Origin of the sequence: Corynebacterium sp. HMSC074C04, from assembly GCF_001838295.1 — a bacterium.
GTDB classification, from domain to species: domain Bacteria; phylum Actinomycetota; class Actinomycetes; order Mycobacteriales; family Mycobacteriaceae; genus Corynebacterium; species Corynebacterium amycolatum.
In genome coordinates this window covers 834,844-852,117 of sequence record NZ_KV836272.1, presented here as the reverse complement: position 1 = coordinate 852,117, position 17,274 = coordinate 834,844, and the positions used below count along the sequence as shown (strand labels likewise).

Genomic DNA, 17,274 nt, shown 5'->3' with positions numbered 1-17,274 from the left:
CCAGGCGGGTCAGTACATATTGCAGCATCCGGTCCAGTTCCACTCGGCCCGACACACGGCGCTCAATGGGGCGGCGGAACACTACTACGCAGGGGCGGGTGGGGTTGCCTATGCGGTCAATGCCAGCAGGGATAAGCCGTCCCAGTGGGACAGGTCCGTCAGCGACAACCTCTTCCGGGAAGTACATGTCCGGGCGCAACTGCATGCGAGGAATCGTATCGATGGCGATGTCCAGATGCGACAGTTGTCGGGACCAGCGCTGATCCAATGGGGCATAGGCGTCAATAACCGCCTGGTCAAAAGCTTCTGAACGGCTCTTCCAACGAGGTACTTCCGGCGGCAGCAGAGGTCCCCGAGGTCCGCGACCGCGTCGCAGTGAGCGTCGCAACGAGCGCGGAGTATAAGCCGATGAATTCATATTTGTTGAGCATAATCGGTCGGCCTGTCAACGTGGGTGAGGTCAACTTTCGGCCATGTCGCGGGTTTGCTGGGTAAGGCTGGGGTGCTCCGGGGGAGCGTCGGAAAGCGAAAACGCCCGGAGTGGGAGAAAAACTATCGAAACTTAAAGTTAGGGTCTAGACTTTGATGCCGTGAGTGTTTTTAGACGTTGTTGCCGGCCCGGCTGTGGCAAACCTGCCGTAGCTACGTTGACGTATGCCTACGCGGAGTCGACGGCTGTGGTGGGTCCGCTCGCCGCCGCGTCCGAACCGCATAGCTGGGATCTCTGTGAGAAGCACGCGCGTTCCATCACCGCACCGCTGGGTTGGGAGCTCGTGCGTTACGACGTGCCGACGCCCGCCCAGGACGATGATGATTTGACCGCATTGGCGGAAGCCGTCCGTGAAGCTGGCCGCAACGCGACTGGCCTGGTGTTGCGGGATGAGGTCGACAACCGTCCGCAGACCTACAAGATTGATTCCAGCCGTCACCCGTCGACGCGGAAATCCGCGCGCGGTCACCTGCATGTAGTTCGCGATCCGGAGGATTCGGACGACTAACGGGGCGGGCGCCGTGCCCCAGCTCATGCCATCTTGCCGCGGCATTTCTTTGTGAGAGCCTCTCTGTGGCTAGTATCATTTTTCACAACACTGATACTTACCCAGAGAGGTTTTTCGTGGGCACTTACAATCGTTCCGATTTGGATGCCGTCATCAAGGCCTATGACGTGCGCGGTGTTGTCGGTGAGGGCATCGACGCGGACCTTGTCGGAGCCATCGGCGCCGCCTTTGGGCACATCATGCGTTCAGAGGGCGCAACGCGTGCCGTAGTTGGCCACGATATGCGTGAGTCCTCGCCGGAGTTGGCGGCTAGTTTCGCCGATGGCGCGGCAGCGCAGGGGCTCAATGTCACCCTGCTCGGCCTGACCTCTACGGACGAGCTGTATTTCGCCTCCGGAGTAAGGGAATGCCCGGGCGCGATGTTCACTGCCAGCCACAACCCAGCTGAATACAACGGCATCAAGATGTGCCGTTCGCTGGCCCGCCCAATCGGGAAGGAGACCGGGCTTGCTCAGATTAAGGATCTGCTTGTCGGCGGAATCCCGGAGTACACCGGCACTCCGGGCGAAATTGATCGTGAGGATGTTCTGCAGGATTACGCGGCGTTCCTCCATGGGCTGGTCGACATCCGCTCCGGCCGTCGCCTGAAGGTTGCAGTCGATGCCGGTAACGGTATGGGGGGACTGACAGTTCCGGCAGTGCTCGGAGAAGACATGGATGTTGCTGACCTCTACTTTGAGCTCGACGGCAACTTCCCGAATCACGAGGCCAATCCATTGGAGCCCGCCAACCTCGTTGACCTACAGAAGTTTACGGTGGAGCAGGGCGCAGACATCGGTATTGCCTTCGATGGCGACGCTGACCGCTGCTTCGTCGTCGACGAGAAGGGCAACCCGGTCAGCCCATCGGCCATCTGTGCGTTGGTGGCCACCCGCTACCTGGAGCAGAACCCGGGTGCGGCTATCATCCATAACCTGATCACCTCGCACGTCGTGCCGGAGATGATTGTGGAAAACGGCGGAACTCCGGTTCGTACCCGTGTTGGGCACTCCTTTATTAAGGCGCAAATGGCCGAGCACAGTGCTGTTTTTGGTGGCGAGCATTCAGCGCACTACTACTTCAAGGAATTCTTCAACGCAGACTCCGGCATGCTGGCTGCCATGCATGTCCTGGCCGCACTGGCCGAGCAGAACAAGCCGCTGAGTGAATTCATGGCCGAGTACAATCGCTACGAGGCCTCCGGTGAGATTAATTCCCGCCTGGGCAGCGCCGAGGAGCAGCAGGCCAAGCAGAAGGAAATCGAGGCCGCGTTTGCCGATCGCACGGAGTCCTCGGACTGGATGGATGGCCTGACCATTGAGCTGGCAGACTCCAAGGCGTGGTTCAACGTCCGGGCCTCCAATACGGAGCCGCTGCTGCGTCTGAACGTCGAGGCTCCGACGCGTGCTGAGGTCGACGCTCTTGTCGACGAAGTTCTTGGCATCATCCGCGGTTAATCAACCCCACGCGCCCGTTTTCAGGCATGCTTGGGAGTATGACCTCGTCATTCGACTCCTCCCATAACCCGCGCCAAGAGGCCCTGTTCTACCGTATGGCCACTGCCGGTGCAGGTCTCAGAGCTGCTGCTTCCGCGACTCGCGGGGGTGCGTTTGCTCAACTTCCACTGCCGCGCAGTGCGGTCATCCTCGTGGGAAATCGTCGGGCGCAGCTCGCTGTCGAATCCGTGCGCGCGCTTGCCGACGACATCCGCTGCCCGGTGGTAATTGCGCATCAGTTGCCCAGTTATGTCGGTGCCCTCGACTTGGTCATCGTCTGTGACGACAACCCCGGCAGCCCACTGGGGGCAGCTCTGGCTGAAGCTGATAGGCGAGGTGCTGCCACGGTCGTGGTGGATCCCGGTGAAGGGCCACTGCGTGCCGCCGGTAGCCCCGATACGGTTGTGGTTCCGCGCCCGGCGATGGCGGAGTCCGCGTCCTTTACCGCCTATGTCGGTGCCATCGCCAGCGCGCTCACCGAATGTGGTGCCACCACCCTGGCTCCGGCCGGGGTCGTGGAGGAAGTCGCTGATGCGGTGGACGCCGATATTGCCGCCTGTGCTCCGCAGCGAGATGAAACAGTTAATCCCGCGCGGCAGGTAGCGCAGTGGGTGGCAGGCCGCAGAATGCTTGCAGTGTCGACGACCTCGGCGCTGGCACCGGTAGCGGAACTGGCATCGTTACAGATGCTTGAGGCAGGCGTGGTCTCGGCAGCGTCGTCGATAAGCGAATTGTCTCTTAGTGTGGGCGCGTTGCTCGCTGCAGAACCCCAGGAAAGCCGTGATATTTTCTATGACCCGTTCATTGATGGTGGGGATGAAGGGGCGACAGTGCTACCGTTGGGGGCGATTGTTTTAGCTGCGCCGAACAATGTGGGCCACTACCGGGACCACTACGGCGAGGTTGGATGGGCTCGTGTGGAGTGCCCTGCGCTCGATGCGGAGACTCATCATCCATTGGTTGAAGTATGTGTTGCTGCAGCCAGAGTTGGTGCGATTGCGGCGTTTTCTGCGTAATCGCCGGGTGTCACCGAAGGCTTTTGGGACTTCGGTGAGATTGGCGTGCTTGCGCCAGAAATGACTATTAGAGGAGTGATACGGGCATGGAGCTGTTGGACCCCGTGCTGCAGTCGTACCCCTGGGGGTCTCGTACACATTTGGCGAGAATCACCGGTGCGGACGCTCCCACATCGAAGCCCTGGGCGGAACTGTGGTTTGGTGCGCATGCACTGGCATCGGCCACGGTGGCCGGCACGCCGCTGGATGAGCTCATTGCGCAGGATCCGGCAGCTGCGCTCGGATATGCAATTGACACCGACAACGGCAGGCTGCCGTTCCTGTTGAAGCTGCTCGCAGCCGATGAGCCGCTATCGCTGCAGGCACACCCCACCTTGGCAGAAGCTCAGGAGGGATTTGCACGCGAAAATGCGGAGGGCATTCCGGCCACTGCACATTTCCGCAATTACCGGGACAACAACCACAAGCCAGAACTTATTGTCGCCCTGACTACCTTCGACGCGTTGGCCGGATTCCGCCCGGTGGAGCGCACGAAGGAGTTGCTCGCGACGCTGGCGGTACCGGAGCTCGACCACTACATGGGACTGCTCGATGCCGCCGATGACGAGAGTGCTCTGCGGGCATTGTTTACAACGTGGTTGACGTTGCCCCAGGATGTCCTCGATGAGCTGGTCGAGGCCGTGGCTGCCAAGTGCGCGGATTACAGTGGCGATGACGAGGAGTTCTCGCGAGTGGCCGAGACCACTTGCGAACTGGCTCGAAAGTATCCGGGGGACCCGGGAGTCCTGGGGTCGATGCTGCTTAATCGCCTTCGCTTACAGCCGGGCGAAGCCATCTACCTTGGTGCGGGACAGCTGCATGCTTACCTCAATGGCATGGGCGTGGAAATCATGGCCAACTCCGACAACGTGCTGCGCGGAGGGCTGACCTCTAAGCACGTCGATGTCGTGGAGCTACTGCGCGTGCTCTCTTTCCGACCGCTGCCAGATCCGGTGCTGCAGTCGTGGCTGACCGATGACGGCTGGAATGACTATGACGCGCCGGTGCGCGAGTTCCGCCTTCGTTCGCGGGACCTGGAGCCGGGCGAACATGTTCTGCTCGACGAAGAATCCGCCACGGTTGTGTTGTCTACAGCGGGCACGGTGGCGTTGCGTCACGACGACTCCGTGGTTGAGGTTCCCAGCGGCCATGCGGCCTGGGTTCCGGCTGTCGACGCAGTTGATATTGAGCTGACTGCGCGCCAAGACGGGGCAACCGTCTTTGTCGCGACCGTCCCGCGGGTGGGTTAGTCCTCGTCGTTATCGAAGAAATTTCCCAGGAATCCGGAGTCCTTCGGCTTTTCCGGGATTGGGGAAATCTTGCTATTGCTAGCCCCATTGCCGCCAGTGGTGTCCTTCTCCGTCGAAGGGGTCTGGTCCTTCGAAGAGGTCTGGCTCTTCGGAGGTGTCGGTTCCTTCGAAGGAGTTTTCTGAGGAGTCTCGGACGGAGTTGTAGTTTGCGTACCCGACTGGGACTGCGCCTGCGATGAAGGCGGCTTCGGCTCAGCTGCTGCACCACCGTCGCCTTCCGGAAGACTGTCGTTCGGCTTTTCCGAGTTATCTTCCGGTAGCAGTGGCACCGGCTTGCTGGGCGTCGGCGAAGATATGTCGTCAGAGGTGGGCTCTGTGGTCTCTGTGGTCGTCGGAGGTGTCGATGTCGTCGACGTCGGAGTTGTCGCACTTGAGCTTGTGGAAGTCGGGGGGATGTAGGCCTGCGGTGGCAGGTACGGATCCTCAACGATTTCGGTGCTCGATGACGTGGTCGGACGAGGTACTAGGCTGCCGTTCGTCTCAGTCAGCGAGGAATCTGAATTCGGTTCAGTGGTCTGCTGCAGCTCGGCATCACTAGGAACTGGAGGCAGTGGAGCAGAGGTCTCCATTTTCGACTGAGAGCCGGCGTTTTCCGGATTCGCCCCCTTGGCGGCACTGCTATCGGAGCAGCCTACGAGCGAAGCGCTCAGGGGAAGGGCTGCGAGCAGAAGAGCTCCAAAAGCCTTCTTCACCATGGTAGGTACTCCTTTCGTGTCATGCGTGAGGTCGCCCTGTAACGAAAAAGATAACAGTTGCATTACGAGGTCTGGGAACTAACTTAACATGCCCGTTATCTTCTCTCTAGGGTGAAAATTGTGTTGAAGGGATTAAATATGTCTCTCGAACTGTAAAAGTGACGAAAAGTCGGGTAGAACTTCGGTAAGGCCACATGCGGTTTTCCGGCTAGCGGTACGTGCAGGCGACAGCTTTTAGGTCGGCGGCCAGATTACCGTGGGCTCGTCGAAAAGCGCTCTTTGGAAAGCGCTCGTCGATAGACGAAAACTGGCTATTGGTTCGAAGCGCGAAAGGAGCGTGGCCACCTATCATGTCCATCTGGGATACTGAGATTTTTGGTAGCGATTCGGTCATTGAACTCTTCGATGAGGTTCAGGATCTCGACTCACAGGATCGTGTTGGTGCATTGATTGATGCTGGCCGCATTGGGGTGGATTCCGAAAATAGCGATGAGAAAGCATGCGCACTCGCGGCGGCTGTGATCATTGCAATTTGGAATGGTGCGCCATTTAGCGGCGGTGACATTGTGGAGGACTACAGCTTCATCCGGGAGGGAATCTCCGAGGCGCACGGCAGCGAGGAAGATGCGTTGGCTATCGCATCCGAGGTGTTCGATAGTCTTCTGGGGGAACTCAGTGAGTCTGACCAGGCGGCGCTGGAAAACTGCGTCGAAGCGGTAGAGTAACTCTCGCGTCCCCAGTAGTAATTCTTTAAGAAGAATCTCACGTCAAAGAATCTAGAGAAAGCGTTACATGTCCTCGAAGAACATTGATTTCAAGGTTGCAGACCTCTCCCTGGCTGAGGCCGGTCGTCACCAGATTCGTCTGGCTGAGCACGAGATGCCAGGTCTAATGGCGCTGCGCGAAGAGTACGCGGAGCAGCAGCCACTGGCCGGTGCCCGTATTTCCGGCTCCATTCACATGACGGTTCAAACCGCAGTGCTCATCGAGACGTTGACGGCGCTGGGCGCACAGGTCCGCTGGGCCTCGTGCAACATCTTCTCCACCCAGGATGAGGCCGCTGCGGCAGTCGTCGTTGGGCGAAACGGCACTCCGGAGGACCCGCAGGGTGTTCCGGTTTTCGCTTGGAAGGGCGAGACACTGGAAGAGTACTGGTGGTGCCTCGACCGCATCTTCGACTGGGGCGATGAAGATGCCAACATGATTCTGGACGACGGCGGCGACGCTACCATGGCTGTCATTAAGGGCATGGAATTCGAGGATGCTGGCCTGGTGCCGCCTGCAGAAGAGTCGGATTCGGATGAGTTTATTGCCTTCAAGGACATGCTTCGCGCCAGCCTGGAGAAGGATGCCGGCCGTTGGCACCGAATTGCAGAGTCGGTGAAGGGTGTCACAGAGGAGACCACCACTGGTGTCCACCGCCTCTACCCCTTCGCAGAGCAGGGAGTGCTGCCATTCCCGGCCATGAACGTCAACGATGCGGTCACCAAGTCCAAGTTCGATAACAAGTACGGCACCCGTCACAGCCTTCTGGACGGCATCAACCGCGGTACCGACATGCTGGTTGGGGGCAAGAACGTACTGGTCTGTGGCTACGGTGACGTGGGTAAGGGGTGCGCAGAGGCACTGGTTGGCCAGGGCGCTCGCGTTCAGGTCACCGAGGCCGACCCGATTAACGCATTGCAGGCATTGATGGACGGTTTCGACGTTGTCGCTACTGAGAGCGTCATCGCAGATGTCGACATTGTCATCACCGCCACAGGCAACAAGGACGTCATTACTTTCGAGCACATGCAGCAGATGAAGAACCACGCGCTGCTGGGCAACATCGGGCACTTCGACAACGAGATTGACATGCACAGCCTGCACCATCGCGATGATGTCCGTCGTGTGGAGATCAAGCCGCAGGTCACCGAGTACATCTTCCCGCATGCTGACGGCGAAGAGCGCTCTCTGATCGTGCTTTCCGAGGGGCGTTTGCTCAACCTGGGCAATGCCACCGGACACCCGTCCTTCGTAATGTCGACCTCCTTCGCCGACCAGACAATCGCTCAGATTGAGCTCTACTGCAACGGCGAAAAGTACGACAACTCTGTCCACCGTCTTCCGAAGATTCTGGATGAGAAGGTCGCTCGCATTCACGTCGAGGCACTTGGCGGCGAGCTCACCCGGCTGTCCAAGGAACAGGCCGAATACATCGGCGTTGATGTCGAGGGTCCGTATAAGCCAGAGCACTACCGCTACTAGTTCTAGCCAAGGCTTGGTCGTAGCCATGTGTGCGAGGAGAAAAATTTGATTATCGCAGTCGAAGGAATCGACGGTGCTGGCAAGAACACGCTTGTCACAGCTGTTACCAATCAACTCCGAAGTCAAGGGCACTCCGTTTCATCGATGACCTTTCCGGCGTACCGGCAGACGATCTTCGCTGATTTCGCCGATCAAGCTTTGCACGGTCAGCTCGGCGACACTGCGGACTCCGCTTGGGCAATGGCACTCCTGTTCGCTCTGGACCGCAAAGAACGTCGTGAAGCGATTGTTGATGCAGCGCGCGAAAACGATGTTCTGATCATCGACCGCTACGTCGCGTCCAACGCGGCCTACTCCCTGGCTCGCACGCAGGATCCGGCGATCGTCGAGTGGATTGAGAAGACCGAATTCGGAGATTTCCAGCTTCCGCTTCCCGACGTTCAGGTCTGTCTGGCCACGTCGGTGGGAGTGGCAGCCGACCGCGCACGCAATCGGGAAGCCTCTGATGCGCAGCGAACTAGGGATACCTACGAAAAGGACTCGGGTTTGCAGGAGCGCACGCTGGCGGCGTACCAGAAGTTCGCGGGGGGCTCGTGGCAGTCACCATGGTTGATGCTTACGGGGGATGATGGGGCGGACCGTCTTGTGGAATGGATCAGTGCACGCCTGCGCTAGCCACCTCAACTGGAAACTACAGAACTAGATAGCTTTACGTTTAGAATATGACGCATGAGCTCAAAAATCCTGGTTGTTGATGATGATCCGGCCATCGCCGAAATGCTCACGATGGTGATGGAGCGCGAGGGCTTCGACACAGTAGTAGTCGACGATGGCATCGAAGCTGTCAAGGCAGCAGAGCGGGAGAATCCAGATTTGATTCTGCTGGATCTCATGTTGCCGGGCATGGGTGGTGTCGATGTCTGTCGCACTGTGCGAGAGACATCGGCGGTGCCGATCATCATGTTGACTGCGAAGACCGACACGGTCGATGTGGTCCTCGGCCTGGAATCCGGTGCGGATGACTATGTCACGAAGCCCTTTAAGCCGAAGGAGCTCGTGGCGCGTGTGCGCGCTCGGCTGCGTCGTCAAGAGGACAGCCCGAGTGAGACCCTCGAGGTCGGCGACCTGACTATCGACGTGCCCGGTCACGCCGTGTTCCGCGATGGCAAGGAGATTTCTCTGACCCCGTTGGAGTTTGACCTATTGCACACTCTTGCATCCCGTCCGAAGCAGGTCTTTTCCCGTGATGAGTTGTTGGAAAAGGTCTGGGGATATCAGCACACCTCGGATACTCGACTCGTCAACGTTCACGTTCAGCGTCTGCGCTCGAAGATTGAACTGGATCCGGAAAACCCCCAGATTGTGCTGACCGTCCGCGGTGTCGGGTACAAGACGGGTGACTAATCAAGGTCAGTCAGCTTTAGTGGGAGCCGATTCTTGCGTCGATTAATAACGAAGCTTCGAGACTTCACCAATAGGGGAGTGACCTGGGCGGTTACGCTCTGGCGTACGTCTATCCAAGCGCGCATTCTGACCTCTGTCGTGGTACTGAGCGCGATGGTGATTGCGGTACTCGGTTTCGCGCTGGCGACTATTGTTACCCAGCGGCTTATCGACGCAAAGGTTACCGCTGCCGACGAGGAAATTGACCGTGCTCGCGCGGTGGTGGAGCAGGCGATTGAGAACTCTTCGTCCAACGAGCTGCAAGCTCTGCTCAACGTGGGGCGCGATGCCCTTGTGAACCGTGCAGCCGGTTCCGGTGCTGCGCCATTGACAAGTTATGAACCGCTGCTCGTGGCGCCGGTGCCACGAGGCACGGTGTTGGCTTCATCGCCGATTAAGGCCGATGTCCCAGAACGATTGCATGAAGTAGTCCGACAAGGGCAAATTGCGTATCAGGTACGTCAAGTCACTGATAACCGCGGCGATACGTACTCGGCGTTAATTATCGGTAGCCCTACTTCTACCTCGGTTGATGGGCTCGAGCTCTATCTGGTCACCTCTATGGCTGCAGAGGAATCGACTATTAAGTTGGTTCGTGGTCTGCTCGCCGGTGCGACAGTAGTCATCATGGCGCTTCTCGGCGGTATTACTTGGTTCTTCTCCAATCAGGTGACGACACCAGTGCGTTCCGCCGCCCAGATTGCCCAACGCTTTGCCGACGGCCACTTGCGCGAACGCATGGTCGTGCAGGGTGAAGATGACATGGCGCGACTGGCCATGAGCTTTAACAAGATGGCCGAATCGCTGTCGACGCAGATTAGACAGCTGGAGGAATACGGCAGTCTGCAGCGACAGTTCACCTCCGATGTTTCGCATGAGTTGAGGACGCCTCTGACCACGGTGCGTATGGCCGCCGATCTTATTGCTGACGGCGCTGAGGACCTCGATCCGGCGACTCGCCGCGCAGCTGAGCTGATGAATGAGGAGCTTGAGCGTTTTGAGATGCTTCTCAATGACCTGCTTGAGATCTCACGCCACGATGCCGGCGTTGCTGACCTGTCCGCAGAAAAGGTCGATGTCCGTCGCTGCGTGGATGCTGCCTATCAGCAGGTAACGGTCGTGGCTAAGGAGACCGGTACACCCATTCGCTTCCACCTGCCCGATGAACCGGTAATGGCAACAGTCGACTCGCGTCGTATCGAGCGCGTGCTACGCAATCTTATGGCCAACGCTGTTGACCACAGTGAGGGCAATCCGGTGGATGTCACAGTGCAGGCGAGCGATTCCGCGGTCTCGTTTACGGTCGTTGACCACGGTGTGGGGCTAAAGCCGGAGCAGCAAGAGCTGGTGTTTAACCGGTTCTGGCGCGCTGACCCCTCGCGTGTCCGACGCACCGGCGGTACCGGACTTGGCTTGGCGATCGCGCGTGAGGACGCACAATTGCATGGTGGGGAACTGGAGGCATTTGGCGTGCCGACGGTCGGTAGCTGTTTCCGCCTGACTGTGCCACTGGAGCCTGATGCGAGCTTCGGTGAGCATCCGCTCGGCCTAGAAGTTCCGCCGCTGCCCGATCAGATTCCGCATCAGCAGGAAATTGGTGCACGGGAGTTGGAATCGGATTCGATTGCACCGCAAGTCAAGAGCCAGGATCAGGATAAGGGGCAGCGGACTAGCGATAGCGAATCCCGACAGGCACGAGAGGAGGATATTTAAATGACGGCGCAGCAACAGTCAAAGGCTCGTCGCGTCCTGCGTAAGACAGTGGCGCTTAGCTCAGTGATCATTTTGGGCACGGCCGCAGGATGTACCACCATTCCGAGGAACACCAGCCCCCAGGTGCTGCGTCCGTTTGAGCCGCCCCAAGTTCGTATTGAGGTTCCGCAGCCACGGCCGAATGTCAATGCAGACATTGTCCTGCGCGACTTTTTCGCCGCGGCCGCGCATCCGGTTGATGATTTTCAAGCTATGCGTGCCTTCATGACCCCGGAACTTGCGGCCAGTTGGAAGCCGCACGAAAGCGCCCGCATTCTCGACGGTGTCAACCTCATCGCTCAACGGGATGAAGGAGGTTCTCGACAGTCCTTCGTTGCCCGAGGTCGCAGCGTTGGTCAATTTGGTACTGATGGTGCTTATGAGCCCCAGTCCGGTGACTATGAGGAAACCGTGGAGATGAAGCTCGGTTCGGATGGGCAGTGGCGCATTTCCTCGCTGCCCGACGGTGTTGTCATGGAGCGTCAGGCATTCCTGGAAAACAATGTGCCTCGCAATGTCTATTTCCTCGACCCGGCGGGTAATCATTTGGTCACAGATCGTCGTTGGCTCTATCGTGGCGTCACCGATGGCGCGACCAATCTGTTGACAAAGCTGAAGAACGGACCATCAGCACCACTGCGACCGGGCGTCACCACAGTGCTCAAGCCCAATGCCTCAATTGCGGTGGAAGCAGGACCTGTGTCCAACTCGGACGGTCGCAGGGTCGAAATCACCGGATTGGGTGATGTTTCCGAGGAACTGCGTGTCATGCTCGCGGCACAGATTATCTGGACTCTCGACTCGGCAGATTTCCGTGGTCCGTGGATCCTCATGGCCGACGGCGAACCACTAATTGCCAGCCACGACGAGCCGTGGACGAAGGATACCGACGCAATCCAGCTCTACGACCCGAATCATCTACCGGCTGATAACGCGCCGTTGCGGACGGTCGACCGCAGCGGTATCTACGAGATTGCTGGCGGCCACGCCACACCTGTGGGACGCGGCTGGACTGCCAGCGGCAGCACTGCGGTGTTTTCCGCGGCAGTGGGCATCAACCCCAATGGCAGCGAGCTTATTGCCGCCGTGTTCCGCTCGGCTGTGGATGGTCGTACCGGTTCGTATGACCTTGGGGAGTCCACATTGATGCTCGGCGGAATACAAGATCAGCCGGTTCCTGTGCTGACTGGCGAGAGTCTCACCCGTCCGACATGGTCGCCAGATGCCGAGGCGGTCTGGACAGTGAAGGACGGTACAACCGTCGTACGCCTGGTTCGGCAGTCGACGTCGTCCCGGATTCAGCAGGAGGAGGTTGATACCTCTGAGCTCAGTCACCTTCTTGACGGCGGCGAAGACACGGGGCACCCAAGCGCCGGTATTTCTGAATTCCGCGTCGATTCTTCAGGCACGCAGGTAGCGATGATTATCGCTGGTGAGGTCTATATCGCCACCATCGAAAGGCATGACGACAAACCGTGGAAGTTGACGCATCCGCGCGCTCTGCCGCTCCCTGAAAACGTTTCCCCGGTGTCGCTGACGTGGTCGCCGAATCAAACGGTCACGGTGGGCGGTTACAGCGGAGACACCCCGATGTGGAGTGCCTTCCCGGACGGTGCGACCAGCTCCGTTCTGCCGAAGCTCAACCTGACACCGCCAATTCCTGTGGTTACCGCGACCTCGTCGAAGCGTTACGCATTGGATGCCACCGGTGTTATGGAGCTGATCTCCAGCGAGGGGCAACAGCAGTTCTGGCGCCAGGTTCCGGGTGCGCGTGGTCGAATGGCTCCGGTGTCTGTGGAGTAAGCGCAAATCGGGGAGGGGATCAATGGCGCAGGGGAAATCATCGCAGGATGTACTACGCGTGCTTTACGACGTCACTCGCGATGCGATTGGCCTCGTGATACCGGAAACCTGCCCGGTGTGCGGCTGCTCCGGGACGCTGTGTCGTGATTGCAAGGACGATCTTCAGCAACCTCCAGTGCGGTTTTCACCGCGGGCTGCGTTACGCGCAGCAGCGTGGACCTGCGGTCCGTACTCCGGTGCGAGGAGACATCTCATTTTGTCGGCCAAAGAACGGGGCAGTGGTGAAGCCAGACGAATCATGGGGGCCGTGTTCGCCGCTGCGGTACGAAGGCTGGCCTCAGACGGCCATATAATGCCCCCGGAAATTACCCCCGTCATTTTGATTCCCGCGCCGACAAGATTGTCATCCCGTCGACAACGGGGTGGGGATCCGGTAACAATTGCCTGCGACTTTGCCTGCAGTCAGCTCCCCTCTAGTTCGGTATTGCCCCTGGTGCGCATTGCTGAGCGCACGCGGGATTCCGCGGAGCTTGGGGCTTCTCAACGCAGACGAAACCTTTCTGGCCACATTGTGCCGCTGACGCAATTCAAGCACGGAATTAGTGGCAAGCTGCGACAACGGTGTGCCCAGGTGACAGTGATTCTGGTTGATGATGTGGCCACCACTGGTGCCACTGCAGCGGAAACCGAGTTGGTGGCAGCGTCATTGGGGATTCGCATCGACATGGTGTTGGTACTCGCCCGGGCGTAGACGCAGGGGTGTCGTCGGCAAGCGAAAAATAAACGAGGGGAACGTGGCATTGGTTACCCCCGGAACTGTATCCTGGGGGTGCAGAAAGACTCGTCACCGTAGACGCCGTGAGTAATCCCGCTCACGGAAGGGCGGTGGCCATACCGGGAGGTAGGTAGCAAGTGTCCACACCTGCTGACAACAACGAGGTACTCAGCCCGAACGCTCAGGTGACCATCACCGGGCGCAATGTTGAGGTTCCAGAGCACTTCGCAGATCGTGTTAAGGCGAAGCTGGCGAAGATTGAGCGCCTCGACCCGACTTTGACCTTCTTCCACGTGGAGCTCCAGCACGAGCCGAATCCGCGCCGTGCAGACCGCTCTGACCGTATTCAGATCACCGCTACTGGCAAGGGGCACCTGGCTCGTGCGGAGGCGAAGGAAGATAGCTTCTACGCTGCACTGGAGTCTGCTCTGGGCAAGATGGAGCGCTCCCTGCGTAAGGTGAAGGCTCGCCGCAAGATTAGCCGTTCTGGCCACCGTGCACCGATGTCCGTCGGCGAGGCAACTGCTTCGCTGGTTGCAGAGGCTGAGGCAGCGGCTCCGGAAAAGGCTGATCCGTACGAGGATCTGGTTGAGGACGTACGTCCGGGCCAGGTTGTGCGTACCAAGCAGCACTCCGCAACTCCGATGACGGTCGAAGATGCTCTGTCTGAGATGGAGCTCGTCGGTCACGACTTCTACCTCTTCGTTAACGAGGCAACCTCTCGTCCGTCCGTGGTCTACCGTCGTCACGCATACGACTACGGTCTGATTGAGCTGGCAGAGGAAGACGAGAAGTAAGTCTTCATCAAAAAGAGCACGCAATGCCGCACAGAGCTGTGTATTGGTAAGTAATTGCTCACATGAGCCCGTCTTCTCTTAGAAGGGAAGGCGGGTTCGTCGTATAATCAACCGTTGCACATTAAAGTTCGACGTGAATCGGCCGGAAAGGTCCCAATTTAGTGTTTTCGCTCAGCAAGTTGCTCCGCATTGGTGAAGGCCGCGCTGTCAAGAGGCTTGGCAATATTGCAGATCAGGTCATCGCCAAGGAAGACGAGTACGCAGCTCTTTCAGACGATGAACTCCGCGCCAAGACCGAGGAGTTTAAGAAGCAGCTGGCTGACGGTGCCGATGTAGACGATCTGCTGCTGGATGCTTTCGCCACGGCGCGTGAGGCATCCTGGCGCGTGCTGGGTCAGAAGCACTACCGCGTCCAGGTTATGGGCGGTGCGGCACTGCACTTCGGCAACGTTGCCGAAATGGGTACTGGTGAAGGTAAGACCCTGACCTGTGTGTTGCCCGCATACCTCAATGCGTTGGCAGGCAAGGGCGTTCATGTCGTTACGGTTAATGACTACCTGGCTAAGCGTGACGCGGAGTGGATGGGTCGAGTCCACCGCTTCCTGGGGCTTGAGACCTCGGTGATTCTCTCTGAGCTCAGCCCGGACCAGCGCCGCAAGGCCTATGCTGCCGACATCACCTACGGCACGAACAATGAGTTCGGCTTTGATTACCTGCGCGACAATATGGCGCATTCGCTCGACGATTTGGTGCAGCGTGGGCACCACTTCGCCATCGTCGATGAGGTTGACTCGATTCTGATTGACGAGGCCCGTACCCCGTTAATTATTTCCGGTCCGGCGGATGGCGATCCGCACTGGTACCTGGCGTTCTCCAAGATTGTGCCGCGTATGAAGCGCGACATTCACTACGAAGTCGATGAGCGTAAGCGCACCATCGGTATTCGTGAAGAGGGTGTTGAATTCGTTGAGGATCAGCTGGGTATTTCAAACCTGTATGCTCCGGAAAATTCCTCGCTGGTCAGCTACCTGAACAATGCCCTGAAGGCCAAGGAGCTGTTCACCCGCGACAAGGATTACATTATCCGTAATGGTGAGATTCTCATTGTCGATGAGTTCACCGGTCGTGTGCTGGCAGGCCGTCGCTATAACGAGGGTATGCACCAGGCAATTGAGGCCAAGGAAGGGGTGGAGATTAAAAACGAGAACCAGACGCTGGCAACCGTCACGCTCCAGAACTACTTCCGCCTCTACGACAAGCTGTCCGGTATGACCGGTACGGCTGAGACTGAAGCGGCTGAGCTGCACCAGATTTACAAGCTGAACGTCATGGCGATCCCGCCGAATCGCCCGAAGCAGCGCGAGGATCTGCCCGACCTGATTTACAAGACGCAGGAGGCAAAGTTCGCCGCTGTTGTCGAGGACATCCGCGAATGCCATGAAAAGGGCCAGCCAGTTCTCGTTGGTACGACATCAGTCGAGAAATCCGAGTACCTTTCCAAGCTCCTGCAGCGCGAAGGTATTCCTCATTCTGTGCTGAATGCAAAGCACCACGAGAAGGAAGCTGAGATTGTTGCGGTGGCGGGTCGTCTCGGAGGCGTTACCGTGGCAACTAACATGGCCGGTCGTGGTACTGACATCGTGCTGGGCGGTAACCCGGACATCATCGCTGACCTGAATCTGCGCTCTCGTGGTCTGGACCCGGTGGAAACTCCGGAAGAGTACGAAGAGGCGTGGGACGCTGAGATTGAGCGCGTTCGTCAGCAGTCGAAGGAAGAAGCTGACAAGGTACGTGAGGCCGGTGGACTCTACGTCCTGGGCACTGAGCGCCATGAGTCGCGCCGCATTGACAACCAGTTGCGTGGTCGTACCGGTCGTCAGGGTGACCCGGGTGTTACCCGCTTCTACCTGTCCATGCGCGATGATCTCATGGTTCGCTTCAACGGCCAGCGCATGGAAGCGCTGATGAACACTCTGAATGTCCCGGATGACGTTCCTATTGACTCCAAGGTTGTCTCCAACTCCATTAAGAGCGTTCAGGCTCAGGTGGAAAGCCAGAACTTCGAAATCCGTAAGAATGTTCTGAAGTATGACGAGGTTATGAACCAGCAGCGTAAGGTCATCTACGCTGAGCGCCGTCGCATCCTCGAAGGTGAGGATTTGAAGACTCAGGTTCGCGACATGCAGGACGATGTCGTCGACGCGTATGTCAACGGTGCCACCGCTGACGGTTACGTGGAGGATTGGGACCTCGACGAGCTGTGGAATGCCCTTGAGCAGCTCTACAGCCCGACGTTTACGGCGCAGGAGCTCATCGATGGCTCTGACTTCGGTACCCCGGGTGACCTCTCGGCCGATGAGCTGTCCAAGGCTCTGCACACGGATATCTCCGCCAGCTACGACCAGCTTGAGGATGCGGTTTCCGCAATTGGTGGCGACGACCAGATGCGCAACATTGAGCGCTTCACCATCCTGAACGTCATGGACCAGAAGTGGCGCGAGCACCTCTACGAGATGGACTACCTCAAGGAGGGCATTGGCTTGCGCGCCATGGCCCAGGCTGACCCGCTGGTGGAGTACCAGCGTGAGGGCTACGACATGTTCACCGCGATGATGGACGGCATCAAGGAAGAATCGGTTCGTCAGCTGTTCCTAATCCGTAAGCAGGTTATGCCCGCAGTGGAAAACACTGAGGGGCAGGAAAACCAGGCTCCGGCTCTGCCAACGGAAGCTGCTGAGAAAAATCAGCAGATGACCTACTCCGGCCCCAGCGAGGACGGCAGTGCAGAGCAGCAGCGCATGGATCAAGAGCGTGAGGGCAACCGGGCGCAGCGTCGGAAGGCGGCTCGCAAGCGCCGTCGCTAA

Annotated in this window: 14 protein-coding genes; 12 read left to right on the top strand and 2 right to left on the bottom strand. The window is 58.6% G+C overall.

What is annotated here, in order from left to right; translation table 11 throughout:
* The coding region (locus tag HMPREF3011_RS10990; RefSeq protein ID WP_083327074.1) for a metallopeptidase family protein at nucleotides 1–418 on the bottom strand (418 nt) is incomplete at its 3' end.
* Between the two features lie 172 nt (nucleotides 419–590).
* Between HMPREF3011_RS10990 and HMPREF3011_RS08125 the strand changes: the two genes are divergently transcribed.
* The 4 genes from HMPREF3011_RS08125 (at nucleotide 591) to manA (ending at nucleotide 4,838) form a co-directional block, all read left to right on the top strand.
* Nucleotides 591–998, top strand: coding sequence for a DUF3499 domain-containing protein (locus HMPREF3011_RS08125; RefSeq protein ID WP_005509890.1), 408 nt, complete (start codon nucleotides 591–593; stop codon nucleotides 996–998).
* 116 nt (nucleotides 999–1,114) lie between these two features.
* The gene (locus HMPREF3011_RS08120) at nucleotides 1,115–2,494 is read left to right on the top strand and encodes a phosphomannomutase/phosphoglucomutase (protein ID WP_083327073.1); all 1,380 of its coding nucleotides are present in this window, start codon (nucleotides 1,115–1,117) and stop codon (nucleotides 2,492–2,494) included.
* Between the two features lie 38 nt (nucleotides 2,495–2,532).
* Nucleotides 2,533–3,549 carry a hypothetical protein gene (locus HMPREF3011_RS08115; protein ID WP_070841372.1) on the top strand — a complete coding sequence of 339 codons (1,017 nt, stop codon included), beginning with the start codon at nucleotides 2,533–2,535 and terminating at the stop codon, nucleotides 3,547–3,549.
* An 86-nt stretch (nucleotides 3,550–3,635) separates the two neighbouring features.
* Complete coding sequence (gene manA / locus HMPREF3011_RS08110) at nucleotides 3,636–4,838, top strand: mannose-6-phosphate isomerase, class I (RefSeq protein WP_049182270.1); 1,203 nt, start codon at nucleotides 3,636–3,638, stop codon at nucleotides 4,836–4,838.
* Here manA and HMPREF3011_RS08105 read toward each other — a convergent pair.
* Entirely contained in the window at nucleotides 4,835–5,593 is a 759-nt protein-coding gene (locus tag HMPREF3011_RS08105) for a hypothetical protein (RefSeq protein WP_070560907.1), read from the bottom strand. The two genes, manA and HMPREF3011_RS08105, sit on opposite strands and share 4 nt — an antisense overlap.
* 350 nt (nucleotides 5,594–5,943) lie before the next feature.
* On the opposite strand from HMPREF3011_RS08105, the gene HMPREF3011_RS08100 reads away from it, so the two are divergent.
* The 8 genes from HMPREF3011_RS08100 to secA all read left to right on the top strand — a co-directional run bounded on the left by HMPREF3011_RS08100 (nucleotide 5,944) and on the right by secA (nucleotide 17,274).
* Nucleotides 5,944–6,318 carry a DUF4259 domain-containing protein gene (locus tag HMPREF3011_RS08100; protein ID WP_038627901.1) on the top strand — a complete coding sequence of 125 codons (375 nt, stop codon included), beginning with the start codon at nucleotides 5,944–5,946 and terminating at the stop codon, nucleotides 6,316–6,318.
* A 67-nt stretch (nucleotides 6,319–6,385) separates the two neighbouring features.
* The gene (gene ahcY / locus HMPREF3011_RS08095; RefSeq protein ID WP_070841371.1) at nucleotides 6,386–7,840 is read left to right on the top strand and encodes an adenosylhomocysteinase; all 1,455 of its coding nucleotides are present in this window, start codon (nucleotides 6,386–6,388) and stop codon (nucleotides 7,838–7,840) included.
* 45 nt (nucleotides 7,841–7,885) lie between these two features.
* Nucleotides 7,886–8,515 carry a dTMP kinase gene (locus tag HMPREF3011_RS08090; RefSeq protein ID WP_038629425.1) on the top strand — a complete coding sequence of 210 codons (630 nt, stop codon included), beginning with the start codon at nucleotides 7,886–7,888 and terminating at the stop codon, nucleotides 8,513–8,515.
* A 54-nt stretch (nucleotides 8,516–8,569) separates the two neighbouring features.
* Nucleotides 8,570–9,244, top strand: a complete 675-nt coding sequence (gene mtrA / locus HMPREF3011_RS08085) for an MtrAB system response regulator MtrA (RefSeq protein WP_070431948.1) — start codon at nucleotides 8,570–8,572, stop codon at nucleotides 9,242–9,244.
* Nucleotides 9,245–9,322: 78 nt separating this feature from the next.
* Complete coding sequence (gene mtrB, locus HMPREF3011_RS08080) at nucleotides 9,323–10,996, top strand: MtrAB system histidine kinase MtrB (RefSeq protein ID WP_038627906.1); 1,674 nt, start codon at nucleotides 9,323–9,325, stop codon at nucleotides 10,994–10,996.
* A complete protein-coding gene (locus HMPREF3011_RS08075; protein WP_070431947.1) occupies nucleotides 10,997–12,838 on the top strand; it encodes an LpqB family beta-propeller domain-containing protein in 1,842 nt (613 codons plus the stop codon).
* A 912-nt stretch (nucleotides 12,839–13,750) separates the two neighbouring features.
* Entirely contained in the window at nucleotides 13,751–14,410 is a 660-nt protein-coding gene (hpf, locus tag HMPREF3011_RS08065; RefSeq protein WP_038627911.1) for a ribosome hibernation-promoting factor, HPF/YfiA family, read from the top strand.
* Between the two features lie 161 nt (nucleotides 14,411–14,571).
* Complete coding sequence (gene secA / locus HMPREF3011_RS08060; protein WP_038627913.1) at nucleotides 14,572–17,274, top strand: preprotein translocase subunit SecA; 2,703 nt, start codon at nucleotides 14,572–14,574, stop codon at nucleotides 17,272–17,274.

Coding starts and splice junctions, on each gene's coding strand:
- HMPREF3011_RS08115 (WP_070841372.1), top strand. CDS start 2,533: ATGACCTCGTCATTCGACTCCTCCCATAACCCGCGCCAAGAGGCCCTG.
- manA (WP_049182270.1), top strand. CDS start 3,636: ATGGAGCTGTTGGACCCCGTGCTGCAGTCGTACCCCTGGGGGTCTCGT.
- HMPREF3011_RS08105 (WP_070560907.1), bottom strand. CDS start 5,593: ATGGTGAAGAAGGCTTTTGGAGCTCTTCTGCTCGCAGCCCTTCCCCTG.
- HMPREF3011_RS08100 (WP_038627901.1), top strand. CDS start 5,944: ATGTCCATCTGGGATACTGAGATTTTTGGTAGCGATTCGGTCATTGAA.
- ahcY (WP_070841371.1), top strand. CDS start 6,386: ATGTCCTCGAAGAACATTGATTTCAAGGTTGCAGACCTCTCCCTGGCT.
- mtrA (WP_070431948.1), top strand. CDS start 8,570: ATGAGCTCAAAAATCCTGGTTGTTGATGATGATCCGGCCATCGCCGAA.
- HMPREF3011_RS08075 (WP_070431947.1), top strand. CDS start 10,997: ATGACGGCGCAGCAACAGTCAAAGGCTCGTCGCGTCCTGCGTAAGACA.